Origin of the sequence: Blautia sp. NSJ-140 (genome assembly GCF_022868965.1) — a bacterium.
GTDB lineage: Bacteria > Bacillota > Clostridia > Lachnospirales > Lachnospiraceae > Blautia_A.
This window is the reverse complement of sequence record NZ_JALIFS010000009.1, coordinates 79,350-105,481: the sequence shown is the minus strand read 5'-3', so window position 1 is coordinate 105,481 and position 26,132 is coordinate 79,350. Positions and strand designations below refer to the sequence as shown.

General features: G+C 46.1%; 25 protein-coding genes, 2 pseudogenes and 1 riboswitch. Of the genes and pseudogenes, 26 read left to right on the top strand and 1 reads right to left on the bottom strand.

What is annotated here, in order from left to right; genetic code table 11:
- The first annotated feature begins 4 nt into the window (after window positions 1-4).
- Window positions 5-943, top strand: a complete 939-nt coding sequence (gene tsf / locus MUB50_RS11570) for a translation elongation factor Ts (RefSeq protein ID WP_118623723.1) — start codon at window positions 5-7, stop codon at window positions 941-943.
- Between the two features lie 247 nt (window positions 944-1,190).
- A riboswitch (FMN riboswitch) is annotated at window positions 1,191-1,305 on the top strand.
- A gap of 115 nt (window positions 1,306-1,420) precedes the next feature.
- Here the strand turns inward: tsf and MUB50_RS17225 are convergent.
- A pseudogene (locus MUB50_RS17225) lies at window positions 1,421-1,663 on the bottom strand (DUF6783 domain-containing protein).
- Here MUB50_RS17225 and MUB50_RS17220 point away from each other — a divergent pair.
- The 25 genes and pseudogenes from MUB50_RS17220 to MUB50_RS11450 all read left to right on the top strand — a co-directional run.
- A pseudogene (locus MUB50_RS17220) lies at window positions 1,613-1,738 on the top strand (DUF6783 domain-containing protein); the annotation flags it as partial. The pseudogenes MUB50_RS17225 and MUB50_RS17220 sit on opposite strands and share 51 nt — an antisense overlap.
- A gap of 2 nt (window positions 1,739-1,740) precedes the next feature.
- A complete protein-coding gene (ribD, locus tag MUB50_RS11565) occupies window positions 1,741-2,868 on the top strand; it encodes a bifunctional diaminohydroxyphosphoribosylaminopyrimidine deaminase/5-amino-6-(5-phosphoribosylamino)uracil reductase RibD (RefSeq protein WP_118515665.1) in 1,128 nt (375 codons plus the stop codon).
- Window positions 2,850-3,503, top strand: coding sequence for a riboflavin synthase (gene ribE / locus MUB50_RS11560; RefSeq protein ID WP_118623725.1), 654 nt, complete (start codon window positions 2,850-2,852; stop codon window positions 3,501-3,503). Before ribD ends, ribE begins: the two co-directional genes overlap by 19 nt.
- An 18-nt stretch (window positions 3,504-3,521) precedes the next feature.
- Window positions 3,522-4,739 carry a bifunctional 3,4-dihydroxy-2-butanone-4-phosphate synthase/GTP cyclohydrolase II gene (locus tag MUB50_RS11555; protein WP_118515669.1) on the top strand — a complete coding sequence of 406 codons (1,218 nt, stop codon included), beginning with the start codon at window positions 3,522-3,524 and terminating at the stop codon, window positions 4,737-4,739.
- A gap of 30 nt (window positions 4,740-4,769) precedes the next feature.
- On the top strand, window positions 4,770-5,243 hold the full coding sequence (ribH, locus tag MUB50_RS11550) for a 6,7-dimethyl-8-ribityllumazine synthase (RefSeq protein WP_006427673.1): 474 nt from the start codon (window positions 4,770-4,772) through the stop codon (window positions 5,241-5,243).
- A 15-nt stretch (window positions 5,244-5,258) separates the two neighbouring features.
- Window positions 5,259-5,915 (top strand): HAD family hydrolase, encoded by a 657-nt coding sequence (locus MUB50_RS11545; RefSeq protein WP_118623727.1) that lies wholly within the window; start codon window positions 5,259-5,261, stop codon window positions 5,913-5,915.
- A 98-nt stretch (window positions 5,916-6,013) separates the two neighbouring features.
- Window positions 6,014-7,093 (top strand): tetratricopeptide repeat-containing glycosyltransferase family 2 protein, encoded by a 1,080-nt coding sequence (locus MUB50_RS11540; protein ID WP_118623729.1) that lies wholly within the window; start codon window positions 6,014-6,016, stop codon window positions 7,091-7,093.
- Window positions 7,094-7,220: 127 nt separating this feature from the next.
- Window positions 7,221-7,925, top strand: a complete 705-nt coding sequence (locus MUB50_RS16975) for a collagen-like protein (protein WP_207664983.1) — start codon at window positions 7,221-7,223, stop codon at window positions 7,923-7,925.
- Window positions 7,926-8,051: 126 nt separating this feature from the next.
- Window positions 8,052-9,431, top strand: a complete 1,380-nt coding sequence (locus tag MUB50_RS11530) for an MATE family efflux transporter (RefSeq protein WP_334297932.1) — start codon at window positions 8,052-8,054, stop codon at window positions 9,429-9,431.
- A 422-nt stretch (window positions 9,432-9,853) separates the two neighbouring features.
- On the top strand, window positions 9,854-10,336 hold the full coding sequence (locus MUB50_RS11525) for a LeuD/DmdB family oxidoreductase small subunit (protein ID WP_118515706.1): 483 nt from the start codon (window positions 9,854-9,856) through the stop codon (window positions 10,334-10,336).
- 3 nt (window positions 10,337-10,339) lie between these two features.
- Window positions 10,340-11,590, top strand: a complete 1,251-nt coding sequence (locus MUB50_RS11520) for a 3-isopropylmalate dehydratase large subunit (protein ID WP_118623733.1) — start codon at window positions 10,340-10,342, stop codon at window positions 11,588-11,590.
- Window positions 11,591-11,725: 135 nt separating this feature from the next.
- Entirely contained in the window at window positions 11,726-12,217 is a 492-nt protein-coding gene (locus MUB50_RS11515; protein WP_118515681.1) for a LeuD/DmdB family oxidoreductase small subunit, read from the top strand.
- Between the two features lie 21 nt (window positions 12,218-12,238).
- Complete coding sequence (locus MUB50_RS11510) at window positions 12,239-13,483, top strand: 3-isopropylmalate dehydratase large subunit (protein ID WP_118515683.1); 1,245 nt, start codon at window positions 12,239-12,241, stop codon at window positions 13,481-13,483.
- 214 nt (window positions 13,484-13,697) lie between these two features.
- Complete coding sequence (locus tag MUB50_RS11505) at window positions 13,698-15,137, top strand: L,D-transpeptidase family protein (RefSeq protein ID WP_118623735.1); 1,440 nt, start codon at window positions 13,698-13,700, stop codon at window positions 15,135-15,137.
- A gap of 374 nt (window positions 15,138-15,511) precedes the next feature.
- Complete coding sequence (locus tag MUB50_RS11500; RefSeq protein WP_118623982.1) at window positions 15,512-16,306, top strand: CoB--CoM heterodisulfide reductase iron-sulfur subunit B family protein; 795 nt, start codon at window positions 15,512-15,514, stop codon at window positions 16,304-16,306.
- Entirely contained in the window at window positions 16,303-16,692 is a 390-nt protein-coding gene (locus MUB50_RS11495; protein WP_015524685.1) for a 4Fe-4S dicluster domain-containing protein, read from the top strand. Before MUB50_RS11500 ends, MUB50_RS11495 begins: the two co-directional genes overlap by 4 nt.
- A 4-nt stretch (window positions 16,693-16,696) precedes the next feature.
- Window positions 16,697-18,685 (top strand): CoB--CoM heterodisulfide reductase iron-sulfur subunit A family protein, encoded by a 1,989-nt coding sequence (locus MUB50_RS11490; protein WP_118623737.1) that lies wholly within the window; start codon window positions 16,697-16,699, stop codon window positions 18,683-18,685.
- Window positions 18,676-19,119: a hydrogenase iron-sulfur subunit gene (locus tag MUB50_RS11485; protein WP_118623739.1), complete on the top strand. Its 444-nt coding sequence runs from the start codon at window positions 18,676-18,678 to the stop codon at window positions 19,117-19,119. The genes MUB50_RS11490 and MUB50_RS11485 overlap by 10 nt, the downstream gene beginning before the upstream one ends.
- Entirely contained in the window at window positions 19,107-20,081 is a 975-nt protein-coding gene (locus MUB50_RS11480; protein ID WP_015524687.1) for a 4Fe-4S dicluster domain-containing protein, read from the top strand. Before MUB50_RS11485 ends, MUB50_RS11480 begins: the two co-directional genes overlap by 13 nt.
- Window positions 20,082-20,084: 3 nt before the next feature.
- Window positions 20,085-21,122, top strand: coding sequence for a 4Fe-4S dicluster domain-containing protein (locus MUB50_RS11475; RefSeq protein ID WP_118623741.1), 1,038 nt, complete (start codon window positions 20,085-20,087; stop codon window positions 21,120-21,122).
- On the top strand, window positions 21,115-21,969 hold the full coding sequence (locus MUB50_RS11470; RefSeq protein ID WP_015524689.1) for an FAD/NAD(P)-binding protein: 855 nt from the start codon (window positions 21,115-21,117) through the stop codon (window positions 21,967-21,969). Before MUB50_RS11475 ends, MUB50_RS11470 begins: the two co-directional genes overlap by 8 nt.
- A 227-nt stretch (window positions 21,970-22,196) precedes the next feature.
- The gene (locus tag MUB50_RS11465) at window positions 22,197-22,910 is read left to right on the top strand and encodes a 2Fe-2S iron-sulfur cluster-binding protein (protein WP_330383239.1); all 714 of its coding nucleotides are present in this window, start codon (window positions 22,197-22,199) and stop codon (window positions 22,908-22,910) included.
- 13 nt (window positions 22,911-22,923) lie between these two features.
- Window positions 22,924-24,534: an FAD-dependent oxidoreductase gene (locus MUB50_RS11460; RefSeq protein WP_118515692.1), complete on the top strand. Its 1,611-nt coding sequence runs from the start codon at window positions 22,924-22,926 to the stop codon at window positions 24,532-24,534.
- Between the two features lie 51 nt (window positions 24,535-24,585).
- The gene (locus tag MUB50_RS11455; protein ID WP_173775343.1) at window positions 24,586-25,428 is read left to right on the top strand and encodes a fumarate hydratase; all 843 of its coding nucleotides are present in this window, start codon (window positions 24,586-24,588) and stop codon (window positions 25,426-25,428) included.
- 1 nt (window position 25,429) lies between these two features.
- Complete coding sequence (locus MUB50_RS11450; RefSeq protein ID WP_022426051.1) at window positions 25,430-25,993, top strand: Fe-S-containing hydro-lyase; 564 nt, start codon at window positions 25,430-25,432, stop codon at window positions 25,991-25,993.
- Window positions 25,994-26,132: the final 139 nt, after the last annotated feature.

The following is a 26,132-nucleotide window of genomic DNA, read 5'->3' as shown; positions in this document are numbered from 1 at the left end:
AACAATGGCTATTACAGCAGCACAGGTAAAAGAGTTAAGAGAGATGACCGGCGCCGGAATGATGGATTGTAAGAAAGCTCTTACAGCTACAGAAGGCGATATGGATAAAGCAGTTGAGTTCCTGCGTGAGAAGGGTCTTGCTACAGCACAGAAGAAAGCAAGCCGTATCGCAGCAGAGGGTCTTTGCAAAACTCTGGTAACAGAGGATGGAAAGAAAGCAGTCGTTGTTGAGGTTAATGCTGAGACAGACTTCGTTGCAAAGAATGAGAAATTCCAGAGCTATGTTGCAGATGTTGCAGCACAGGCACTTAACACAACAGCAGCTGATATCGATGCTTTCCTTGCTGAGGCATGGGCACTTGATACAACTAAGACTGTAAAAGAGGCTCTTGCAGCTCAGATCGCAGTAATCGGCGAGAACATGAACATCCGTAGATTTGCTCAGGTTGAGGAGCAGAACGGATTCATCGCTTCCTACACTCATATGGGTGGAAAGATCGGCGTTCTTGTAGACGTTGAGACAGATGTTGTTAACGATGCTGTTAAAGAGATGGCTAAGAACGTAGCTATGCAGATCGCAGCTCTGAAACCGCAGTACACAAGCGACAAGGAAGTAAGCGCTGAGTACATTGAGCATGAGAAAGAGATCCTTATGGCTCAGATCCAGAATGATCCGAAGGAGTCCCAGAAACCGGCTAAGGTTATCGAGGGAATGATCACAGGACGTATCAAGAAAGAGCTTAAAGAGATCTGCCTTCTTGACCAGACATACGTAAAAGCAGAGGACGGAAAACAGTCCGTTGCTAAATACGTAGAGCAGGTAGCAAAAGAGAACGGCGCTAAGATCCAGATCAAAGGCTTCGTTCGCTACGAGACAGGCGATGGTCTTGAGAAGAAAGAAGAGAACTTCGCTGAGGAAGTTGCAAAACAGATGGGCAAATAATCTGTTATCTGCATATCTTTAATAAGATCCATAAAACCCTTGAAAATCAGTATTTTCAAGGGTTTTTTTATATTATTCACTTCATATACTGCATTATAAAATATGGATAGATTATAGCAACAAGAAGTTGCTTTTCAGAACATGGATCTATCTTTATGATATGATAATGGAGGTGACGGCTATGTAAACCAAGTAAAATAAAAATTCCGCTTTACAAATTACAGATAAAGTATTAAAATAAACAAGAAGATATCTTCAGGGCAGGGTGAGATTCCCTACCGGCGGTAAAGCCCGCGAGCCGAGAGGTATGATCCGGTGAGATTCCGGGGCCGACAGTACAGTCTGGATGGAAGAAGATGATAGTACAGTTGATTTTTTGTATGAATGAATGTAGTATCAGAGCTCTGAGATGGTGATCCATTTCAGAGCTTTTTATATAGAAAATCAGACATTCATTTATCGATCAGATGTAACCGATCAATTCCACCCTGCAGATATTTCTGCAGGCTTTTTTTGTATCTGGTACATCGTTTTCGAAATAAATATACCACTTACTTGTCTGTGAATACGATTGCACAGGTCTAAAAGTTTCGGCGTACCAGAGCGTGTTTGAAAAATCATTCCTGCAATCTGCACGCCCCACTTTGCGGTATATTTTGCCCGAATTCAGTTGCCGTAGCCCGCTACGGCGCCCTCATCCGGACAAAATCTCCCACAAATTGTGACGCACATCTTGCAGAAAGCCTTTTTCAAACACGCTCTAGACAAAGAACAGGAATAAGAAAGAAGGAATAAAAATGACGGATCAGGAATATATGCTTCGGGCGATCCAGCTGGCAAAAAAAGGAGAAGGCTGGACGAATCCCAATCCGATGGTAGGGGCAGTGATCGTAAAAGACGGAAGGATCATCGGGGAAGGCTATCATAAAAAGTATGGAGAACTTCATGCGGAACGTAATGCAATTGCTTCTCTCACAGAATCAGCAGAAGGTGCGGTGATTTATGTTACGCTGGAGCCTTGCTGTCATCATGGAAAAACACCTCCATGTACGGAAGCGATCATTGAACAGAAGATCAGAAAAGTGGTGATCGGTTCCCGGGATCCGAATCCGAAAGTGGCAGGAAAAGGCGTGCAGATGTTAAGGGAAGCCGGTGTAACAGTAGTTGAAGATTTTATGAGAGAAGAATGTGATCAGCTGAATCCAGTGTTTTTCCATTATATTACTACGAAGACTCCTTATGTGGTGATGAAGTATGCCATGACACTGGATGGGAAGATCGCAACGAAGACAGGAGCATCAAAATGGATTACCGGAGAAGCGGCAAGAAAAGAAGTACAGCATATGCGGCATCAGTACATGGGGATCATGGCAGGTATTGGAACTGTGCTTGCAGATGATCCGATGTTAAACGTCCGGGTAGAAGGCTGGAAAAGTCCTGTCAGGATTGTGTGCGACAGTAAGCTCAGAATCCCGCCGGACAGTCAGATCGTAAAAAGTGCGGAAAAGTACCGGACGATCGTGGCTTATGCAGATCAGAAAAATACAGAAGAAAAAATAAAAATATTACATACCATGGGAGTTGAGACCATTTACTGTCCCGATGAAAAGAATCAGATAGACCTTAAGAAGCTGATGGCAGATCTTGGAAACAGAGGTATTGACAGCATCCTCCTGGAGGGAGGCGGTACGTTAAATGACAGTGCCCTGCGAGCCGGAATTGTAAAGGAAGTACAGGCTTTTGTGGCACCAAAGCTGTTTGGCGGGGTGGCCGGGAAGACACCGGTAGAAGGTATCGGAGTTGAATTCCCGTCTGATGCAGTGGAACTGAAATATACAGATATCTGCCAGATCGGTGAGGATATTCGGATAAGATGTCAGGTGTGTGAGAAAAAACAGGAGGAATCATGTTTACAGGAATCGTAGAGGAGAAAGGAAAAGTCCGTTATATACAGCTGACAGGAGAATCAGGAATCCTGGCAGTGAAAGCCAGGAAGGTCCTGGAAGGGACAAGGATCGGTGACAGCATTGCCGTAAATGGTGTGTGTCTGACAGTCACGTCGATCCAGCCGGATGGATTTACTGCCGATGTGATGGCAGAGACGATCAGAAGAAGCAGTCTTGGCAGCTGTAAAGCCGGAAGCCAGGTAAACCTGGAACGTGCAATGGCTGCAGATGGCAGGTTCGGGGGACACATAGTAAGCGGCCATATTGATGGGACTGGCGTGATACGTTCCATGCTCCGGGAAGAAAATGCCATCTGGGTATCAATTGGGACGTCGCCGCAGATCTTGCATCTGATCGTGGAAAAAGGATCTGTCTGTATTGATGGGATCAGCCTGACAGTTGCAAGGGTTGATGAAGCTGGTTTTCAGGTGTCGGTCATTCCACATACAGGAGAAGAAACCACCCTTTTGGAAAAGATGCCGGGGGATCTGGTTAATCTGGAAAATGATGTGATCGGAAAATATGTAGAAAAACTGCTTGGCATCAGAAAAAATGAAGAAGAGAAAAAAGAATCCGGAATTACGATGAAGTTTCTTGAAGAATTCGGGTTTTAGAACAGGAGGATATACACTATGTCACAAAATTATCAGTACAACACAATTGAAGAGGCACTTAGGGATCTTAAGGAAGGAAAAATAGTTCTGGTCACAGATGATCCGGACAGAGAAAATGAGGGAGACCTGATATGTGCGGCAGAGTTTGCAACCCGGGAAAATATTAATTTCATGGCGACTTATGCAAAGGGGCTTATCTGTACACCGATGAGTGCGGAAATTGCGGCGAGATTGAACTTTCCGCCGATGGTTGCTGAGAACACGGACAATCACAGTACAGCATTTACCGTGGCAGTGGATCACGCAGATACAACCACCGGTATCTCTGCGGCAGAGCGCTCCTATACCATTATGAAGTGCGTGGATGATCAGTCAAAACCGGAGGATTTCAGAAGACCGGGACATGTATTTCCACTTATTTCCAGAAAAGGCGGGGTTCTGGTACGGAATGGCCATACGGAGGCAACAACAGATCTTATGAGACTTGCCGGACTGAAGGAATGCGGCGTGTGCTGTGAAGTTATGAAAGAAGATGGAACTATGATGCGTACATCACAGCTATGGGAAATGGCAAAAGAGCATAACCTTACATTTATTACGATCCGTGATCTGCAGGATTATATAAGAATACATGAAAAGCATGTAAAGGAGGAAGCAGCTGCAAACCTCCCAACGCAGTACGGTGATTTTAAAATGTATGGTTATATCAATGACATTACAGGAGAGCATCATCTGGCACTGGTAAAAGGTGATCTGGGAGATGGTGAAGATGTGCTTTGCCGGGTACATTCGGAGTGCCTGACAGGAGATGCATTCGGATCACTCAGATGTGACTGCGGCCTGCAGCTGCAGACAGCGATGCGCCAGGTAGAGGCGGAAGGCAGAGGGATCATTCTGTATATGAGACAGGAAGGCAGAGGAATCGGGCTGATCAATAAGATCAAAGCCTATGCGCTTCAGGAACAGGGATACGATACCGTGGAGGCTAATGTGAAGTTAGGGTTTGCACCGGATCTCAGAGAGTACTGGGTTGGGGCACAGATACTGTCAGACCTTGGTGTGAAATCATTAAGATTACTGACAAATAATCCGGATAAAGTTTATGGACTTGGTGAATTTGGTCTGAAGATCAATGAGAGAGTACCTCTGGAGATTCCGGTACAAAAGTATGACCGGAAGTATATGAAAACGAAGCAGGAAAAGATGGGTCATATTTTTAAAGAAATAAATTTATAAAAAAACAGCAAATATCAGGAGGAAGAAAAAATGAGACAGATCAATTTAGTAGAAGGAAAAGTAGTAGCACCGGAGGGAATGAAGGTTGGTATCGTGGCAGCGAGATTTAATGAGATCATTGTGAATAAATTATTGGGAGGGGCAGTCGACGGACTGGTAAGACATGGAGTAGAAGAGGAGAATATTACTGCAGCATGGGTGCCGGGAGCATTTGAGATCCCGCTTACAGCACAGAAAATGGCACAGTCAGGAAAATATGATGCAGTTATCTGCGTGGGAGCTGTCATCCGTGGAGATACTTCACATTATGATCTGGTGTGCAATGAATCTGCCAAGGGGATCGCACAGGTTGAACTTGCAACAGGGATCCCGGTCTTATTCGGAGTGATCACGACTGAGAATATCGAGCAGGCTATTGCGCGTGCAGGAAGCAAAGCAGGAAATAAAGGCTATGACTGTGCATTATCTGCGATCGAAATGGTCAATCTGATGAAGCAGCTCTAAAAGACAGGAAAATAAATGATGACAAAAACGATCATATTCGACTATGATGGAACGATCCATCATACCCTTGGAATCTATGAACCGGCATTTCGTGAAACCTATCAGTGGCTGACAGAACAGAAGGCTGCAGAAGAACGGGAGATAGGCTCGGCGGAAATTGCCGGCTGGCTGGGATTTAACAGTAAGGAGATGTGGAATACATTTTTGCCGGAGCTGGATCAGAGCTATAAAGAGCAGGCAAGCAGGATGGTAGGAGAACTGATGGTCAGACAGATCAGGAAGCATAAGGCAGTGTGGTATCCGGGAGCAGAGGAGATGCTTACAGCTTTGAAGAACCGGGGATATCATCTTGTGATCTTAAGTAACTGTAAGGCTTCATATCGTGAGGCGCACTGGAAGGAATTTGGGATGGAACGATGGTTCGATCATTTTTATGACTGTGAATCATATGGATTCCGTCCAAAGACAGAAATTGTGCAGGAAATTATCCGGGAATATACAGGCCCTTATCTGGTGGTCGGAGACAGGAGGCAGGATCTGGAATGTGCCAGAGCCTGCAAAAGCCCATTTATAGGATGTCTGTATGGATATGGTGAGAAAGGGGAGCTGAACGGAGCAGATCATCTTGCAGAGCATATAGAGGAAATACCACAGTTGGTGATACGAGGATGAGTTCAGCTTTATCTGAAAACAGAAGCTGTACACTGACAGAAGGCATAGGACTGACGGGAACGGCATAAATATTATAAAAATCCGAAGGATCCTGAAATATGATTTCCCTCAGTCTATGTATGATCGTAAAAAATGAAGAAGCAGTTCTTGAGAGGATTTTAAAGCCGGTTTCTCAGGTGATGGATGCGATTCTGATCGCAGATACCGGTTCTTCAGACAGAACAAAAGAGATCGCGGAGCAGTATACGTCGCAGGTGTTTGATTTTCCCTGGTGTGACGATTTTTCTGCTCCGCGTAATTTCCTTCTGGAAAAAGTCAGCACCGATTATTGGATGTGGCTGGATGCGGATGATGTCCTGGATGAAGAAAATCTGGAAAGACTGAGGAGTCTTAAAGAAACCCTGGATCCTGGAACAGATGTTGTAATGATGGAATATGCGGCAGGCTTTGACCAGAGTGGGAGAACAACATTTTCTTATTTTCGGGAGCGGATAATGAAAACATCCAGAAATTTCAGATGGAATGGGGCAGTTCATGAAACCGTGATTCCGGAGGGAAATATCATCTATTCAGATGTGGTGATCCAGCATCGGAAATGTGGAAAAAGTGATCCGGACCGTAATCTTCGTATTTATGAAAAAATGCTGGCAGGAGGAGAAACGCTGGAACCCAGACATCAGCTTTATTATGGGAGAGAACTGTATTATCATCAGCGGTATCCGGAGACAGAGGCTGTGCTGGTGGAGTTCCTGAAAAATCCGTCCGGATGGCTGGAAAATAAGATCGATGCCTGTTTTGTACTTGGACAGTGCTACCGGAAAATGGGAGAGAAAAAGTCCGCACTGGAAGCTTTTCTGTACAGTCTGACTATGGATGTGCCGAGGGCGGAAATCTGCTGTGAGGTCGGAAAGATTTTTTTGGAAAGAGAGCTGCCCAGACAGGCTGCCTACTGGTACGGGCAGGCACTTACTGTGCCGTCAGATAAGAAAAAAGGTGGATTTTTTATGGCTGAGTGTCATGGATTTGTGCCATATATGCAGCTTTGCGTTTGTTATGATAAGATGGAATGTCCGGAGCAGGCATTCTTTTTTCATAAGAAAGCGATGGAACAGAAGCCGGAAGATCCGGGAGTATTGTACGACCAGAAATATTTCCGGGAAAAATATGGTCTGACATAAAAGGAAAGAAAAGATATCTTTATTATATTTTCCTGGCAGGGTACAGGCTTGCGGGGATCCTATGCACAGGTAAAAGCTGTTGTCATATACTGTAGGGAAAGTTATTTTCCTATGAGGTGATCGAGGAATGCTGTTCAGGCATCGAAAACGTAAGGAAATGGAAATGCAGCAGGACAGTCATGAGGATTTGTCTTGTATGTCCTGTTATGGAAATCATAGTTCCTGTGGATGTGACAGGTGTGGAACAAGAGGCTGCCCGGGCCCTGTGGGACCTACAGGACCAACCGGTCCAAGAGGCTGTCCGGGAGTTCCGGGTCCTATGGGCCCTCAGGGACCGCAGGGAGAACCGGGAATACAGGGATATACGGGAGCCACCGGTCCGGCAGGTGCAACAGGTCCGGCAGGAGTAATGGGCCCAGCGGGAGCCACTGGTCCGACGGGAGCAACAGGAGCTACCGGTCCGGCGGGAGCTACCGGTCCGGCGGGAGCAACAGGTCCGACGGGAGCAACAGGTCCGACGGGAGCAACAGGAGCTACCGGTCCGGCGGGAGTCATCGGTCCGGCAGGTGCAACAGGTCCGACGGGAGCAACAGGAGCCACCGGTCCAGCGGGAATAGCGGGTGCAACAGGTCCGGCAGGTGCAATCGGAGCCACCGGTCCAACAGGAGCAGCCGGAGCCACCGGCCCAACAGGAGCAGCCGGAGCCACCGGCCCTGCCGGAACAGTAACCCCGGCAGCTGCTGTTGGAAATGCAACAACAGTAGATGATATCGTGGAGGATTTTAATGCACTTCTTGCAAACCTTCGTGATGCAGGACTCTTGGAAAGATAGTGAAATGATAAACACATGTTACTGTGCGGCTGCGTATTTTATGCAGCCGCTGCATATTCTTCATAAAAATATTTCATTGTAGCTTTCCGACGAAAGGTGCTATAATATTTTTATGTAAGTATGAACATGGGGGATGAAATCGTGAAAAAAAACAAGTATGAGATCGATATGTGTAATGGGTCGATCATGGACAAGTTGATTTCGTTTTCACTGCCGCTGATGCTGTCCGGTATCCTGCAGCTGATGTTCAATGCAGTGGATATCGTGGTAGTGGGACGTTTCAGCGGAAGTGAGGCACTGGCGGCAGTAGGCTCCACTACCGCACTGATCAATGTGTTTACCAACCTTTTTATCGGAATTTCTCTTGGTGCCAATGTGCTGGCAGCCAGATTTTATGCTGCCGGTAAGGATGACGAAATGTCAGAAACAGTACATACATCGATCCTGCTGGCTTTGATCAGCGGGATCATCATGGCATTTCTGGGAGTGATCTTTGCCAGAATCTGCCTGGAGCTGATGGATACGCCGGAGGATGTGATCGATCTTTCTACTCTTTATATGCGTATCTATTTTCTGGGAATGCCGTTTTTTATGCTATATAACTATGGCGCAGCAATTCTGCGTGCAGTGGGAGATACCAAGCGACCACTGGTCTTTCTGATCATTTCCGGCTGTGCCAATGCGCTTCTGAATCTGTTTTTTGTGATCGTTTGTCATTTAAGTGTGGCAGGTGTTGGAATCGGAACTGTGATTTCTCAGTTGATCTCCTGTATCCTTGTTCTCCGATGTCTGTGTCAGACAGAGGGAAGCTATCAGCTGCGTTTTTCGAAGCTGTCCATAAAGCCGGAATATCTGAAACAGATATTCCAGGTAGGACTTCCGGCAGGAATCCAGAGTACGGTGATCAATTTTTCCAATGTGCTGCTCCAGTCCTCCGTAAACTCTTTTGGCTCCATTGCAATGGCAGGATATACGGCAGCAAACAATATCTTCGGATTTCTGTATGTGTCTGTAAATTCAGTTACCCAGGCTTGCATGAGCTTTACCAGTCAGAATTATGGTGTGCGAAAACCGAAACGTATGGACCGGGTGCTTGTTGACTGTATGATCCTGTCCTTTGCCGTATCCTTTGCCATGGGCTGTGGTGCATACTTTTTCGGTCCGCAGCTCCTGAAGATCTATACGGAAGACCCTAAGGTTATCCAATGCGGAATGGAGATTCTTGCCTATACCACAGTTACCTATTTCCTCTGCGGCCAGATGGATCTGTTTCCGGGAGCACTGCGCGGAATGGGCCGCTCCGGTGTCCCCATGATCCTGTCGATCATTGGAACCGTCGGGCTCCGGATCGTATGGATATTCGGAATTTTCCCGGCACACAGATCATTGAAGGTACTGTTTATTTCCTACCCGGCATCCTGGATCTTTACGATCGTTATGCAGGTGATCTGTTTTTGGTTTGTAAGACGGAAGGTGCATAGCCAGCTTTCACGAGAAACTGCATAATAAAATTAATACGTAGAATATCAGAGAAAGCGGACATAGTTCCGCTTTTCTGCATTTACGGGGAAAATAAAATAAGCTGGCTCGGCGTTTGCTCCTGGACAGCAGACAATGCTTACAGTCTGGAAATTGAGTTTATAACGTTAATGTTTACCGGTAATGTCCCGCGAGGTGTTTTTTGTGAGCGAAGGTCATAGAAAACCCGAGACATACCGCACGAATTTATGCGATCAGTATAAATTCTGTGCATCGCGAAGGGTGTTACTGAGAATGGAGTGAATAGTAATTTCATAACCTGAGATTATATTAAGTATCAAAAATATACATTTTAATTATACGATGTTTTGTGTTAGAATATAGGACGAATAGGGCAGCAGAGGAATGACTGCCTTGAAATGGATAACGATCAGAAAGGAACTTGTTTTATGGATAAGGGAACAATTTTTAAATTTCATAATGACCTTGATACCGATCAGATCATTGCATCCCAGTATCTGCTTCTGCCGAATCTGGATGAAATGAAGGGCCACACATTTGAATCACTGGATCCAGATTTTTCCAAAAAGGTTAAACCGGGAGATTTTGTAGTTGGGGGAGAGAACTTCGGATGCGGATCCTCCAGAGAGCAGGCACCGGGTGTTCTTAAAGCACTTGGAGTAAAGGCAGTTATTGCGAAATCTTTTGCCCGTATTTTTTTCCGCAATGCCATTAATATCGGACTTCCGGCAATTGTCTGTAAGGATCTCCCGGATGCCGTGAAGACAGGAGATACCATGGAACTTCATATGTCCGAGGGAACTGCTGTTGCCAATGGCAAGACTTATTCCTGCACAAAACTGCCGGAATACATGCAGAATATACTGAATCAGGGCGGCCTTATCGCTTCTCTGAACCGTGAGGAGGAATAAGAGATGGGAATGACGATCGCAGAAAAAATCATCGCGGCAGCGGCTGGAGTGGACAATGTAAAACCCGGAGATATCTATACAGTTTCACTGGATCATCTGATGAGTAATGACGGAACCACACATCTGACTGTTGATATGTACAACAATAAATTAAAAAATCCTCATATTGCAGACACAAAGAAGCTGGTATTTATCGTAGACCATAACGTACCGTCTGACAGCCCGAAAACAGCGGCATCCCAGAAAAAGATGAGAGATTTTGCAAGAGATAATAATATTGATTTCTGGGAGGGAAAGGGTGTCTGCCACCAGATCATGATCGAGAATTATGTCCGTCCGGGACAGCTGATCTTCGGTGCTGACAGCCATACCTGTTCCTACGGAGCACTTGGTGCTTTCGGTACCGGTGTAGGATGCACAGATTTCCTTTACGGAATGGTAACCGGAACCTCCTGGGTCATGGTTCCGGAAACCGTAAAATTTAACCTGACAGGGAAGCTTCCTGAGGGTGTTTACGCAAGAGATCTGATTCTTACCATTATCGGTGAGATCGGGGCAAACGGCTGCAACTATCAGGCAATGGAGTTTACAGGTGAAGGCGCCAGAACATTAAGCATCAGCGACCGTATGGCGCTTTGCAACATGGCTGTCGAGGCTGGTGCGAAGACAGGAATCTTTGAGGCTGATGATAAAGCTCTGGAATATCTGAAAGAGCATGGACGTGAGCCAAAAGCGGTATATCACAGCGATCCGGATGCCGTTTACGCAAGAGAGTATACCTTTGATCTTTCAAAAGTACGTCCGGTTGTAGCGAAACCAGACTTTGTTGACAATGTGGTTCCGGCTGAGGAAACCTGCGGCATCAAGATTAACGAAGCGTTCCTTGGCTCCTGCAATAATGGCCGTATTGAAGACCTCCGTGTAGGCGCAGAGGTGATCAAAGGCAAAAAAGTTGCAGAGGGAGTTCGTTTCCTGGTTGTTCCTGCAAGCCAGACCATCTATCGTCAGGCATTAAAGGAGGGGCTTATCGATATTTTCATGGAAGCAGGAGCTATTGTTATGAACCCGAATTGCAGTGTATGCTGGGGAAGCTGCCAGGGTGTTATCGGCGAGAATGAGGTCCTGATCAGCACAGGAACCCGTAATTTCAAGGGACGTGCAGGACATCCGAGCTCCAAGGTTTACCTGGGATCTGCGGCGACTGTTACTGCATCTGCCGTTGCAGGCGAGATCGCGACTGCTGACAGAGTATAAGAGTTTCAGAAAAGATTTAAACAATATATTCAGAAATTATCAGAGGATAATCCGTTTCGGCGTGGGTTCTTATAACAGGGCAGACAGAAAACATTTGCCTGATGATACGGAACGGAATAAACAGGAGATATACATATGGAAGCATTTACAGGAAAAGTGTGGGTACTTGGTGATGATATTGATACGGATATCATTATCCCGACGGAGTACCTTGCACTGAAAACCATTGATGATATGAAACAGTACGGATTCAGCCCCCTTCGTCCGGAGTTGGCCGGACAGATTCAAAAGGGAGACATTATTGTAGCAGGAAAAAACTTCGGCTGCGGATCCTCCAGAGAGCAGGCACCGGAGATCATCAAGGCACTGGGCGTGCAGTGTGTCATTGCGAAATCTTTTGCCCGGATCTTTTTCCGCAACTCCATTAACAACGGCCTTCTTCTTATTGAGCAGCCGGATCTTCATGACAATGTAAAAGAAGGAGATCAGGTTACAGTAGTAATGAATGAGCATGTAGATCACAATGGAAAACAGTACCCGATCGCTTCTCTTCCGGAGAATCTGATGGATATCATCCAGGCTGGCGGACTGGTAAAGGCCATGCGTAAGCTAAACGGCCTGGACTAAAAAACGGAGAGGAGAGAAATAATGGGCGAGACGATCATTGAAAAAATTATCAGACATAATACAGGCAAGGCAGTAAAGCCTGGCGATATCGTGACGGTCAATGTGGACCGGGTGATGATCCATGATATCTTTATTCCGTTTGTAGCGGAAAAATTTGAGGAGATGGGCTTTCAGAAGCTGTGGGATCCGGACAAGGTTGTTCTGATCTATGACCATCTTGTACCGGCAAGTCAGCAGGATGATACCAGACATTTCCATGTGGGAGATGCTTTTGCAGCTAAATACGGCATGAAAAACGTACACAGAAGTGACGGTATCTGTCATCAGCTTATGACTGAGGCAGGTTATGTTAAACCTGGCAATATTGTATTTGGTACAGATAGCCATACAACGACTTATGGATGTGTCGGTGCGTTTTCTTCTGGTATCGGTTACACAGAGATGGCCAGCATCCTGGGAACAGGAACCATGTGGATCAAGGTTCCGGAAACCATAAAGGTTGTGATCGACGGAGAACTTCCGGAGAATGTCATGTCCAAGGATATCATCCTCCGCCTGATCGGTGACCTTCGTGCAGATGGAGCTACTTACCGTGCCCTGGAATTTTCCGGAAGCACCATTGAAAATATGTCTGTGGCAAGCCGTATGACTATGGCGAATATGGCAATTGAGGCCGGTGCGAAATGTGCACTTTTCACGCCGGATGAGAAGACAGCTGCTTACTGCAACGTAGAGCTTGATGATTATCAGAAGAGTCTTGTGGGAGATGCGGATGCTGTATACATGAAGACCATAACTTATAAGGCAGAGGATTTTGTGCCGGTAATGGCATGTCCGTCTCAGGTGGACAAGATTCGTGATGTCAGTGAGCTTCAGGGCGAGACCATCGACCAGGTATTCATCGGTTCCTGTACCAACGGACGTCTGGAGGATCTTATGGCGGCAGCAGAGGTGCTGAAGGGCAAAAAGGTTGCAGACTTTGTAAAGCTGATCGTGACTCCTGCCAGCCGCAAAATTTACCGTCAGGCTATTGAGCTTGGCATTCTGGATACTCTTGCGGAAGCAGGGGCTATCATTACGCATCCGGGCTGCGGACTTTGCTGCGGAAGAACCGGCGGAATCCTGACAGACGGTGAGAAGGTTGTGGCAACCAACAATCGTAACTTCCTGGGACGTATGGGAACTTCCAAGGTTCAGATCTATCTGGCATCTCCGAAAACAGCAGCAGCCTGTGCCGTTGCAGGCAAGATCGTAATGCCGGAATAAGAAGCAGAAGATCCCGAGAGAAATACTGCTGCCAGAAAAAGATAAAGAAACGTATGAAAAAGACAGATTTTCGCAGAGGCGTCAGTCTGTCTTTTTTTACCGGATCAGAAGGGTCCTGGATAAGTTATTTTTACAGAAAATGGGATTTATTGTATTATAATAACACTATTGTGACGACACAACATATACTACATAAGACTCGAGGGATAAGGGTATGGAGAAAAGATCAATCATCAGTAAAAAGACACTGAAGATCATACTTGGGATCTGCATTGCCGCAGCGATTCTTGCAGTGGCAGGGTTATTTGTCTATACATACTTGGCAGATCACAATACGCTGGGACGGAAGATTTCCATATGGGGAGTGGATGTTTCCGGACTGGATGCAAAGCAGGCAGAAGAAAAGATCACTGCGGAATTTGCAGATCGTCCGGTATCCTTTCAGGAAAACGATCAGGAAGTTTACAGTACTACTTTGAAAGAGCTGGGCTACAGTCTCAATGAAGAAGCCCTTCTGAGTAAGCTTACAGAAATTCAGAAACAGCGGGAAGAGCGCAGGAAGCTTTTTCCAAAGGAAGAAAATATAGAACCGGAATGTCAGATCGAGGAAGATGAGGAGCAGGAAAAGCAGGCTCTTGATCTTTCAAATTTCGGTATGGAAGATAGAAAAGCTTCTGTTGATGCAGCTATTCAGTACGATAAGGAGAAAAAAGAATTCACCCTTGTGAAGCAGGTACAGGGGACGGAGATCGATCCGGATAAGCTGGAGACTACTGTGGATATAAATCTGAACGCAGCATTTGATACGGCTCTTCTTGGAGATATCATTACAGTACCGATCAACAAGCATGTGTATGTAAGTCCGGCTGTCACTGCAACAGAGGATATGAAAAATAAGGTTACAGACCTGAACAGCCAGCTGAAGAAATACCGCAGCAGTACAGTAACTTATACATTCGGAAGTGAAACGGCTGTTCTGGATTCCGATACGATCACATCCTGGCTGAAGGCTGAAGGGGAGACGTTGACTTTGGATGAAGAAGCCATTAAAGCCTACATCAGTGAGCTTGCCAACAAATACAATACCATTTATGTTCCCCGCACCTTTCATACATCTGCGGGAACTGATGTGACCATTGAGGGAAATGAGTACGGCTACCGGATCGATCAGGACGGAGAATATGCTCAGCTTCTGGAAGACCTGAAAAGCGGTACTGCTGTAACGAGAGAGCCTGTTTACAGCAAAAAAGGATATCAGAGAAACGGAACAGACGATCTGGCAGGCAGTTACATAGAGGTCAGTCTGGATGCACAGCATTTGTGGCTGTATAAGGACGGAAGCCTTGTGACGGAAACAGACATTGTCAGCGGTAAGCCGGTGAAGGGACGTGAAACATATCGTGGTGCATGGCCGATCGCCTACAAGGCGAGTCCCTTTAACCTTACCAGCAATGAATATGGTTACGATGTAAAGGTTAATTACTGGATGCCTTTTGTCTACGGGCAGGGACTTCATGATGCGTCCTGGCAGTCATCCTTTGGCGGGAGCCGTTATAAAACCAACGGAAGCCACGGCTGCATCAATTTGCCTAAGGATCAGGCAGCACTGATCTATAACATCATTGATGCAGGTTATCCGATCATTATTTACTGATATGAGCAAAAAAGCTTCGGAGAGATCCGGAGTTTTTTTTATGCCTGAAAATGAAAATTATCATGGAAGCAGGATAGTAAATGATAAGATTTTTCAAAAGTACGTTAAAAAAAACACAAAAAATATCGAAAAAGTCTTGTCGAAACAGAAATAACGTGATATGATGATTCCGGAAATCGAGCTAATACACTTCTTGATTGCGGAGGAAGAGTGTTTTTCTCTTTTATTTGGGTGCAAATTGATAAAAAAACTCAAATAAGTGTTAGTTGGGATTTCATTTTTTTGTTCATATATTGTTAAAAAAAAGACAATATATGAACAAGAATATCTACTATAAACGTCAGATTTTAGACTAAGAAAGGATAATGAAAGGTATGAAGTACAGTTATTATCCGGGTTGCACCCTGAGAACAAAGGCCAGAGATCTGGATGAGTATGCCAGAGCCAGTGCCACAGCCCTTGGGTTTGAGCTTGAGGAAATCGAGGATTGGCAGTGCTGTGGTGGTGTTTATCCGCTTGGCACAGATGAGATCGCCACAAAGCTTTCTTCCGTCCGTGCGCTGAACCAGGCAAAAGAAAAAGGCCAGGATCTGGTGACAATCTGTTCTGCCTGTCATCATGTGATCAAGCGTGTCAATGATGATATGAAAAACGTGGAAGATATCCGGACCAGAGCCAACAATTATATGCAGCTGGAAGCTCCCTATGAAGGAGAGACAACCGTTCTCCATTATCTGGAGGTTCTCCGGGACAGAGTCGGTTTTGATAAACTGAAAGAAAAAGTAGTAAATCCTCTTACCGGAAAGAAGATCGGAGCCTATTACGGATGTCTGCTTCTGAGACCTGGAAAGATCATGGCATTTGATGATCCGGAAAATCCAAGGATCATGGAAGATTTTATCCGTGCCCTTGGCGCTGAGCCTGTGATCTATCCTTACAGAAATGAATGCTGTGGAGGATATATATCCCTGAAAGAAAAAGAAATGTCACAGAATATGTGTGAAAAGATTGAAGAAAGCGCAGCAGGCTTTGGCGCAGATATGCTGATCACTGCCTGTCCGCTCTGCAAATACAATCTGAATAAAAATTCCGGAAATAAAATGCCGGTTTACTATTTTACAGAGCTTCTGGCAGAAGCCCTTGGCGTCAAAGAGGAGGTGGCAAAATGAGAGATAACCATTCTGCTGCGGAAAAAATAAAGGAGATCAGCGGAACCAATCCTCTGAAATGTATGAAGTGTGGCAAATGCTCTGCTACCTGCCCATCCTTTGACGAGATGGATATCAAGCCTCATCAGTTTGTGTCCTACGTGATCAATGAAAATATCGAAGCACTTGTAAATTCAGCATCTTTGTGGAAATGTCTTTCCTGCTTTGCCTGTGTGGAGCGGTGTCCGAGAGACGTAAAACCCGGAAAGATCATTGACGGGGCAAGACAGCTGGTTGTTCGGGAAAAAGGCGGCGACTATCTTTCACCAAATGAAATTCCGGAGCTTCTTGATCCGGAGCTTCCTCAGCAGCTGCTTGTAAGTGCGTTCAGAAGATACAGGAGGTGAGAAAGTGCAGAGAATCGGTGTATTTGTCTGTCATTGCGGAAGTAATATTGCCGCTACGGTAGACGTGAAAAAAGTTGTGGAGATCATTGCAAAAGAGCCTGGAGTTGTCCACGCAGAAGATTATCAGTATATGTGTTCCGAAGCAGGACAGTCCAGGATCCAGGAAGCCATCCGTGAAAAAAATCTCACAGGAGTGGTTGTCTGTTCCTGTTCTCCGCGTATGCATGAGGCAACTTTCCGTAAAGCAGCGGAAAAGGCCGGCCTGAATCCATATATGGTGGAGATCGCAAATATCCGTGAGCATTGTTCCTGGATCCACAAGGATATGCAGGAGGCTACGGAAAAGGCCGTGATCCTTGCAAGAGCAGCAGTAGCAAAAGTCAATTTAAATGCTCCTCTTCAGCCGGGGGAAAGTCGGGTTACAAAGAGAGCCCTGATCATCGGAGGCGGTATCGCCGGAATCCAGACGGCTCTTGATATTGCCGATGCAGGCTATGAAGTTGATATTGTGGAAAAAACACCAAGTATCGGCGGAAGAATGTCACAGCTTGACAAAACCTTCCCTACTCTGGATTGTTCCGCATGTATCCTTACTCCAAAAATGGTGGAGGCTGCAGCTCACGAAAAGATCAATATCTATACATACAGTGAAGTAGAAAAAGTTGCAGGTTTTGTAGGAGATTTTACTGTTGATATCCGCAAAAAAGCGCGAAGTGTCAACATGGACAAATGTACAGGCTGTGGAGTCTGCCAGGAAAAATGTCCTTCCAAAAAGATTCCCAATGAGTTCAACAGAGGGCTGAACAACCGGTCAGCTATTTATACTCCGTTTGCACAGGCGATTCCAAATGTTCCTGTGATCGACAGAGAGCATTGCCTGAAATTTAAGACAGGCAAATGTGGTGTCTGCTCCAAAGTATGTCAGGCGGGAGCCATTGATTACGATCAGCAGGATGAGATCGTAACACAGAAATACGGAGCTATCGTGGTTGCAACCGGATTTGATACCATCAAGCTTGACAAATATGATGAATACGCATACAGCCAGAGCAAGGATGTGATCACATCTCTGGAGCTGGAGCGTATCATGAATGCTGCAGGACCTACAAAAGGACATCTTGAACGCCTTTCCGATGGAAAAGCACCGAAGGAGATCGTATTTATCCAGTGTGTTGGAAGCCGTTGCTCCGATGACCGTGGAAAGCCATACTGTTCCAAGATCTGCTGTATGTACACAGCTAAGCATGCCATGCTGATCCGTGATAAATATCCGGATACCAATGTGACGGTATTTTATATTGATGTCCGTACACCTGGTAAAAACTTCGATGAGTTTTACAGAAGAGCAGTTGAGCAGTATAACGTAAACTACATCAAAGGTCAGGTAGGAAAAGTGATCCCGCAGCCGGATGGAACACTTCTTGTTCAGGGCTCGGATCTTCTTGACAATAAGCAGATCTTCAAGAAAGCAGATATGGTAGTTCTTGCAACAGCCATTGAGCCGAATCCGGATGTACGTAAGATCGCTACCATGCTTACTGCAAGTATTGACACCAACAATTTCCTTACAGAAGCCCATGCAAAGCTTCGTCCTGTAGAATCACCGACAGCAGGAATTTTCCTTTCCGGTGTATGCCAGGGACCAAAGGATATCCCGGAGACAGTTGCCCAGGCAGGAGCTGCGGCTGTAAAGGCTATAGGACTTCTTGCAAAGGACAAGCTGACCACCAATCCATGTACGGCAAAATCCGACGAGCTTCTCTGTAACGGATGCTCTACCTGTGCTAATGTATGTCCTTACGGAGCGATTTCCTATGAGGAGAAACAGGTCAACGATCACGGTATCCGTGAGACAAGAAGAGTTGCGGTTGTCAATACAGCACTTTGCCAGGGCTGCGGTGCCTGCACAGTAGCCTGCCCGTCAGGAGCCATGGACCTTCAGGGCTTCTCCAACAGACAGATTATCGCGGAGGTGGATGCAATATGTCGATAGAAACAAAGGAAGAATTCAGACCAAAGATCGTGGCATTCTGCTGTAACTGGTGCAGTTACGCCGGAGCAGACCTTGCAGGAAGCAGCCGTTTGAGCTATCCGGCGGATGTAAAGATCATCCGTGTTCCATGTTCCTGCCGTGTCAATCCCATGTTCATCCTCCGTGCCTTTGAAAAAGGAGCTGATGGTGTGATCATGTGCGGATGCCATCCGGGAGACTGCCATTACAGTACCGGAAACTATTATGCAAGAAGACGTATGACACTTCTGTTTTCAATGCTGGATTATATTGGGGTGGAAAACGGAAGAACACGTGTGGAATGGGTATCTGCCGCAGAAGGCGTGAAATTTTCACAGACTATGAGTGAGTTTGTTGAGAAGATCCATTCACTTGGTAAAAACGTTAGATTGGAGGATATAAGATGCAGGAGCTGATAAAACGTGCAAAAGAACTGCTTGCAGATGGCACGGTAGTCCGGGTTCTTGGGTGGAAAGCCGGAGATCTTGCCTTTAATCCGGAACCAGCCTATTTTGAAACACCGGAATCTCTGGAGGATTTTGTCTATGATGGATTCTGCGGTGCCAATTTAAGCAAATATATGATCGAAGCTTCCAAGCTGGAAGGAAAAACCATGGTCTGTCTGAAGCCCTGCGATACATATAGCTTTAATCAGCTTTTGAAAGAGCATCGTGTAGATAGAGAAAAAGCCTATATCGTAGGCGTTGGCTGTAAAGGAAAGTTGGATATTGAAAAGATCCGCAAAATGGGGATCAAGGGTATCCGGGGAATTTCCGGAGCAGAGATTACCGGAGATGCAGAGACATTGACTGTGGATACTGTTTACGGAGAAAAAACCTGTGCATACAAAGATGCCATGCTGGAACGCTGCCATGTATGTAAAGGAAAAGAGCATAAAATTTACGATGAACTGATCGGTGAGTCAAAGGAGACAAAGGACGCTGACCGTTTCGCAGAAGTTGAGCGGATCGAGGCAATGAGTCCGGAAGAAAAATTTGCATTTTGGCAGAGCGAGCTGAGTAAATGTATCCGCTGTAATGCCTGCCGTAATGTATGTCCGGCCTGCAGCTGCCGCAAATGCGTTTTTGACAGCAACAAATTCGACAGCGCCCAGAAGGCAAATGTGGATTCCTTTGAGGAAAAGATGTTCCATGTGATTCGTGCCTTCCATGTAGCCGGAAGATGTACGGACTGTGGCGAGTGCAGCAGAGTCTGCCCGCAGGGAATTCCCCTTCATCTGTTTAACCGTAAGTTTATCAAGGATATTGATGCGTTTTACGGTGAGTATCAGGCAGGCGAGGATGCGGAGTCAAAGGGTCCGCTTACCAGCTTTACCTTTGAGGATGTAGAGCCAGGGATCGTGGCAGAAAGGGGATAATGTATGTATAAGATCGCAGCAGAAAATCTGCCGGCATTATTCCGGAAAATTGCCGCAGACCAGGAATTATATTTACCGGTAAAGGTAAGTGAACAGGTGAACTTCAAGGCATGGAGTGAGGATGCAGAAGTTTCCCTTGAAACACTGAAAACCGTGAAATCACCGAAGGATGCTTTCTTTCCGCAGAGTGAAAATCTCTATACCTGTAAAAAAGACGGAAAAAATATCAGCATTGAGCCTCAGGCACTGAAAGACCAGAATTTTGTTGTATTCGGAATGAGAGCCTGTGATGTACAGGGTGTGAAGGTTCTCGACAAGGTATTCCTTGGGGATCCGGTGGATACTTTTTACCAGGCAAGAAGAGAACATGGAACTATCGTAGCTCTTGCCTGTCATGAACCGGAGGAAAGCTGCTTCTGTAAAGTATTTGGCATTGATGCCGCAGATCCGGAAGCAGATGTTGCAGCCTGGATCATCGAGGGAGAGCTTTTCTGGAAGCCTCTCACAGAAAAGGGAAATGCTCTGACAGAAACTGTGAAAGAGCTTTTGACAGATTCTGATGAGACAAGGGTAGAAGAGGAAAAGAAGGCGATCAGTGATATTATCGAGCTTCTTCCATATACACATCTTTCACTGGAAGGATGGGCACAGGAGGAATACATGGATCGTTTCAATTCTCCTGTATGGGAGAAGCTGTACAAGCCTTGTCTTGCCTGCGGAACCTGTACCTTCGTATGTCCGACCTGTCAGTGCTATGATATCAAGGATTACGACACAGGACACGGTGTTCACCGTTACCGCTGCTGGGATTCCTGCATGTATTCTGATTTTACCATGATGGCTCACGGAAACAACCGTACCAGCCAGATGCAGAGATTCCGTCAGAGATTTATGCATAAGCTTGTTTATTATCCGTTAAATAATGACGGCATGTTCTCCTGTGTTGGCTGCGGCCGCTGCGTGGAGAAATGTCCGGAATCTTTAAATATCGTAAAAGTCATCAAGGCCTTTGAAAAACAGGGAGGTGAAAAGAATGAGTGAATGTACCTGTCATAAAAATTATACACTGGATACGTTGATCCCCAAGGTTGGCGTGATCACAGATATCCGTCAGGAGACACCGGATGTAAAAACTTTCCGTGTGGAAGCTCCGGAGGGTGGAAAGCTTTTCGAGCATATGCCAGGACAGTGTGCCATGGTCTGTGCACCAGGCGTCAGTGAAGGTATGTTTTCCATTACTTCTTCTCCGACTGTAAAAGATTATCAGGAATTCAGTATCAAAAAATGCGGATCCCTTACCGATTATCTTCATAGCCTTCAGGTTGGAGATGAGATCGCAGTCCGCGGACCATACGGAAATCATTTTCCGGTGGAAGATAAATTAAAGGGAAAAAATCTCCTGTTTATCGCAGGTGGAATCGGTCTGGCACCTCTTCGTTCCGTGATCAATTATGTGCTGGATAACCGTGAGGATTACGGAACAGTAGATATTCTCTATGGTTCCCGTTCTGCAGATGATCTGGTGCAGCTTAAGGAAATCCAGGAAGTATGGATGAAAACAGAAGGTGTAAATGTATATCTTACCATTGACCGCGAGCAGGAAGGCTGGGACGGTCATGTGGGATTTGTTCCGAATTATCTGAAGGAGATTGGCTTTGATACCAATAAGACCGCTCTGGTCTGCGGCCCGCCGATCATGATCAAATTCGTTCTGGCAGGACTGGAAGAGCTGGGCTTCTCCAGAGATCAGGTATATACCACACTGGAACTTCGTATGAAATGCGGTGTCGGAAAATGCGGCCGCTGCAACATCGGAGACAAATACGTCTGCAAAGACGGCCCGGTATTTAGATGTGATGAGGTTGATGAATTACCTAATGAGTATTGATAAGCAATGAGCAGTGCACAGACGTTGATAAAAACAGATGCGTCATGCTTGCATGTAAGCAGCTGTTTTTATCGGCGGCTGTATAGGGCGAATGCCCTCGAGCGAGATGAAGCGAAGCAGAATCGAGCCTGGCACTGCGGGGTACAGTACACAGCCATGGGAACCATCTCGCTAAGCTGCCAATTTTAGGAGCGTTGCGACGGGCACGTGTGAGATGGCTGTTCCACATGGCGTACGATTTGGATAAAAGAAAGGACACCAACATGGAAAATAATATGGTAAACGTATATTTTTTCGGTAAAAAATACAGCGTTCCCGGTGATCTGACCATTATGACAGCTATGGAATATGCCGGTTATACATTAAAAAGAGGATGCGGCTGCAGACACGGGTTCTGCGGCGCCTGCGCGACCATCTACAGGATCAAGGGACAGAATGAACTGAAAACCTGTCTCGCCTGTCAGACACAGGTGCAGGAGGGAATGTATGTGGCAAGCATCCCGTTCTTCCCTACAGACAAGAGACTTTATAATATAGAAGACCTTAAGCCGAACCAGCAGGTAATGATGGAACTCTATCCGGAGATCTACAGCTGCATCGGATGCAACGCCTGCACAAAGGCCTGCACACAGGACTTAAATGTCATGCAGTATATTGCATATGCACAGAGAGGCGAGCTTGAGAAATGTGCAGAAGAATCCTTTGACTGTGTAAGCTGCGGCTGCTGTTCCGTAAGATGTCCGGCAGGAATTTCCCATCCGATGGTAGGCCTTCTGGCAAGACGTCTCACCGGTAAATATATCGCACCGAAAAGTGAACATCTGGAGAAACGTGTGGAAGAGATCCACGAGGGCAAATTTGATGATATGATCGAGAAGATCATGCAGAAGCCGATCACAGAGATGCAGGAACTTTACAACAGCAGAGAAATTGAGAAGTAGGAGGGCGTAAAACATGTATGCACCATATCCAGAAAATATGATGGAATCCATCAAAAAGGTAGAGGCTACAAGAGCGGAGCGTATGGCAACAGAGCCAAGACGTCTGAGTGCAGATGAGAAAGATGCTCTTCTCAAAAAATTCCATCCGGATTATAACCCGGATGCATTTGCAGAGATCAAGGTAGGACCGAACAAGGGACAGAAAGCACCACTGGAACTGACAAAAATGCTCCATTCAGAAAGCCGTCTGCTCAACGAAAAAATCGATCTTACAAAAATCGATTATGATGTAGATGTACTCATCATCGGTGGTGGCGGAGCAGGATCTTCCTGTGCCATCGAGGCTCATAACGCAGGTGCCAACGTTATGATCGTCACAAAGCTCCGTATCGGTGATGCCAACACCATGATGGCAGAAGGTGGGATCCAGGCAGCAGATAAAGAAAATGATTCCCCGGTACAGCATTATCTGGACTGCTTTGGAGGCGGACATTTTGCCGCAAAACCGGAGCTTGTAAAAAGACTGGTAATGGAAGCCCCGGATGCGATCAAATGGCTCAACGACCTTGGTGTTGAGTTTGATAAAGCAGAAGACGGAACCATGGTCACTACACATGGCGGCGGTACCTCCAGAAAGAGAATGCATGCTGCAAAGGATTATTCCGGATCAGAGATCATGCGTACTATCCGTGATGAGGTCTTAAACCTTAAGATCCCGGTAGTGGAATTTACCTCCGCCGTAGAGCTTCTGAAGGATGAAAAAGGACAGGTTTCCGGTGCAGTCCTTCTTAACATGGAAACCGGAGACTATTCCGTTGCAAGAGCAAAAACAGTTGTAATTGCAACCGGTGGTGCAGGAAGAATGCATTACCAGGGATTCCCGACATCCAACCACTACGGAGCAACTGCTGACGGACTTGTACTTGGATACAGAGCAGGCGCTTCTCTTCTTTATCAGGATTCTATCCAGTATCATCCAACAGGTGCGATCTATCCGTCACAGATCCTTGGTGCCCTGGTAACAGAGAAGGTTCGTTCCGTTGGTGCACAGCTTGTAAACGCAAACGGAGAAGCTTATATTCATCCGCTGGAAACCCGTGACGTAAATGCTTCCGGTGTTATCCGAGAGTGTGAGGAAGGCCGTGGCGTTGAAGTTCCAGGCGGACGAAAGGGTGTATGGCTGGATACTCCGATGATCGAGATCCTGGGAGGTGAGGGAACTATCGAAAAGAGGATCCCTGCCATGTTCCGTATGTATATGAACTACGGCATTGATATGAGAAAAGTCCCGATCGTGATCTATCCGACCCTTCATTATCAGAACGGTGGTCTTGAGATCAACGGAGACGGATTTACAAAAGAAATCCCGAACCTTCTGGTTGCAGGAGAGGCAGCAGGAGGAATCCACGGAAGAAACAGACTGATGGGCAACTCTCTTCTTGATGTAATTGTATTCGGACGAAATGCAGGTAAAAAAGCAGCTGCCAAATGCAAAGAGGTAGAGCTTGGCACCATGAACCTGGATCATATCAAAAAATATGAAGAGGAATTGAAAAACGCAGGAATCGACACAGGAGAAGTATCTCCTATGCTTTTGCCTGAATATGCTCGTCACGAACGCTGAAAATGTGCTATTATAGTAGAAAACATATGAGATAAGCGAAAGGGGTCTATTATGAGAGAAATCGAAGTAAGCAGACTTACAGATGTCATCGAAAAACTCTGTATCGAAGCCAATGAACATCTCCCGGAAGATGTGAAGGATGCTATCAAAACCTGCCGCGCCTGCGAGGACGGCGAGATCGCAAAAGGTGTCCTTGATAACATTATCGAGAATTTTGATATTGCGGACAGTGAGAATGTTCCGATCTGTCAGGATACCGGAATGGCATGCGTATTCCTTGAAATTGGCCAGGATGTCCACTTTACAGGCGGAGATTTAAATGATGCCGTCAATGAAGGTGTACGCCGCGGATACGACAAAGGTTACCTGAGAAAATCTGTTGTCAAGGATCCGGTACGCCGTGGAAACACAGGTGACAATACACCGGCTATGATCTATACAGAGATCGTTCCCGGAGATCAGGTGAAAGTAACAGTAGGACCAAAAGGCTTCGGAAGCGAGAACATGAGCCAGATCCGTATGTTCAAACCATCTGCAGGCCTTCAGGGAATCAAGGATTTCATTCTTGAAGTTGTAGAAACGGCAGGGCCGAACCCATGTCCGCCTATGGTAGTTGGTGTTGGTATCGGAGGAACTTTTGACAAATGTGCACTTCTTGCAAAGAAAGCGCTGATGCGTCCTCTGAATACAGAGAACCCGGATCCTTACTATGCAGATCTTGAGAAAGAAATGTTGGAGAAGATCAACAAGCTTGGCATCGGTCCCCAGGGCTTTGGCGGAAAGACAACAGCCATCGGTCTGAACATTGAGACTATGCCTACTCATATCGCAGGTATGCCATGTGCAGTTAACATCAACTGCCATGTGACACGTCATAAAACGGAGGTGCTTTAATATGGAAAGAAGAAAGATCACACTGCCTCTGACAAGAGAGCTGGCAAGAACTCTCCATGCAGGCGACCAGGTTTTACTGACAGGAACCATTTATACATCCCGTGACGCAGGTCATAAGAGAATGTGCGAGGCCCTTGCAAAAGGAGAAAAGATTCCTTTTGACCCTACAGACGCTACCATTTACTATGTAGGTCCGACTCCTGCAAAACCAGGCGAAGTCATCGGTTCCGCAGGCCCTACGACCAGCGGCCGCATGGATGCCTATGCACCGACCATGATGTCCGTAGGCGCCAGAGGAATGATCGGAAAAGGTGCCCGCCTTCCGGAAGTCGTGGATGCAATGAAAAAATATGACGGCGTATATTTCGGAGCCATCGGCGGTGCAGGAGCACTTCTTGCAAAATGCATCAAAAAAGCAGAGCTTATTGCTTATGAAGACCTCGGAGCAGAAGCACTCCGCAAGCTTTATGTGGAAGACATGCCGCTTGTAGTCATCATTGACAGTGAGGGAAATAACCTCTACGAAGAAGGACGCGCAGAGTACCTGAAAGATCACGCAGAATAATCTTTTGCTCTGCAATATGATATTGTGATATATTTCAAAAAGGAATAAAAAGGATAAAAGTCCGACAGTAAATGCTGAAGATCCGTGCAGAAGCATTTATTGTTGGGCTTTTTTAATTTTAACATTTTGATTTTAATTT

What these genes read in the sequence shown, in the direction of transcription:
- tsf (WP_118623723.1), top strand. Translation starts at nt 5, where the DNA reads ATGGCTATTACAGCAGCACAGGTAAAAGAGTTAAGAGAGATGACCGGC.
- ribD (WP_118515665.1), top strand. Translation starts at nt 1,741, where the DNA reads ATGACGGATCAGGAATATATGCTTCGGGCGATCCAGCTGGCAAAAAAA.
- ribE (WP_118623725.1), top strand. Translation starts at nt 2,850, where the DNA reads ATGTTTACAGGAATCGTAGAGGAGAAAGGAAAAGTCCGTTATATACAG.
- MUB50_RS11555 (WP_118515669.1), top strand. Translation starts at nt 3,522, where the DNA reads ATGTCACAAAATTATCAGTACAACACAATTGAAGAGGCACTTAGGGAT.
- ribH (WP_006427673.1), top strand. Translation starts at nt 4,770, where the DNA reads ATGAGACAGATCAATTTAGTAGAAGGAAAAGTAGTAGCACCGGAGGGA.
- MUB50_RS11545 (WP_118623727.1), top strand. Translation starts at nt 5,259, where the DNA reads ATGATGACAAAAACGATCATATTCGACTATGATGGAACGATCCATCAT.
- MUB50_RS11540 (WP_118623729.1), top strand. Translation starts at nt 6,014, where the DNA reads ATGATTTCCCTCAGTCTATGTATGATCGTAAAAAATGAAGAAGCAGTT.
- MUB50_RS16975 (WP_207664983.1), top strand. Translation starts at nt 7,221, where the DNA reads ATGCTGTTCAGGCATCGAAAACGTAAGGAAATGGAAATGCAGCAGGAC.
- MUB50_RS11530 (WP_334297932.1), top strand. Translation starts at nt 8,052, where the DNA reads ATGGGGGATGAAATCGTGAAAAAAAACAAGTATGAGATCGATATGTGT.
- MUB50_RS11525 (WP_118515706.1), top strand. Translation starts at nt 9,854, where the DNA reads ATGGATAAGGGAACAATTTTTAAATTTCATAATGACCTTGATACCGAT.
- MUB50_RS11520 (WP_118623733.1), top strand. Translation starts at nt 10,340, where the DNA reads ATGGGAATGACGATCGCAGAAAAAATCATCGCGGCAGCGGCTGGAGTG.
- MUB50_RS11515 (WP_118515681.1), top strand. Translation starts at nt 11,726, where the DNA reads ATGGAAGCATTTACAGGAAAAGTGTGGGTACTTGGTGATGATATTGAT.
- MUB50_RS11510 (WP_118515683.1), top strand. Translation starts at nt 12,239, where the DNA reads ATGGGCGAGACGATCATTGAAAAAATTATCAGACATAATACAGGCAAG.
- MUB50_RS11505 (WP_118623735.1), top strand. Translation starts at nt 13,698, where the DNA reads ATGGAGAAAAGATCAATCATCAGTAAAAAGACACTGAAGATCATACTT.
- MUB50_RS11500 (WP_118623982.1), top strand. Translation starts at nt 15,512, where the DNA reads ATGAAGTACAGTTATTATCCGGGTTGCACCCTGAGAACAAAGGCCAGA.
- MUB50_RS11495 (WP_015524685.1), top strand. Translation starts at nt 16,303, where the DNA reads ATGAGAGATAACCATTCTGCTGCGGAAAAAATAAAGGAGATCAGCGGA.
- MUB50_RS11485 (WP_118623739.1), top strand. Translation starts at nt 18,676, where the DNA reads ATGTCGATAGAAACAAAGGAAGAATTCAGACCAAAGATCGTGGCATTC.
- MUB50_RS11480 (WP_015524687.1), top strand. Translation starts at nt 19,107, where the DNA reads ATGCAGGAGCTGATAAAACGTGCAAAAGAACTGCTTGCAGATGGCACG.
- MUB50_RS11475 (WP_118623741.1), top strand. Translation starts at nt 20,085, where the DNA reads ATGTATAAGATCGCAGCAGAAAATCTGCCGGCATTATTCCGGAAAATT.
- MUB50_RS11470 (WP_015524689.1), top strand. Translation starts at nt 21,115, where the DNA reads ATGAGTGAATGTACCTGTCATAAAAATTATACACTGGATACGTTGATC.
- MUB50_RS11465 (WP_330383239.1), top strand. Translation starts at nt 22,197, where the DNA reads ATGGCGTACGATTTGGATAAAAGAAAGGACACCAACATGGAAAATAAT.
- MUB50_RS11460 (WP_118515692.1), top strand. Translation starts at nt 22,924, where the DNA reads ATGTATGCACCATATCCAGAAAATATGATGGAATCCATCAAAAAGGTA.
- MUB50_RS11455 (WP_173775343.1), top strand. Translation starts at nt 24,586, where the DNA reads ATGAGAGAAATCGAAGTAAGCAGACTTACAGATGTCATCGAAAAACTC.
- MUB50_RS11450 (WP_022426051.1), top strand. Translation starts at nt 25,430, where the DNA reads ATGGAAAGAAGAAAGATCACACTGCCTCTGACAAGAGAGCTGGCAAGA.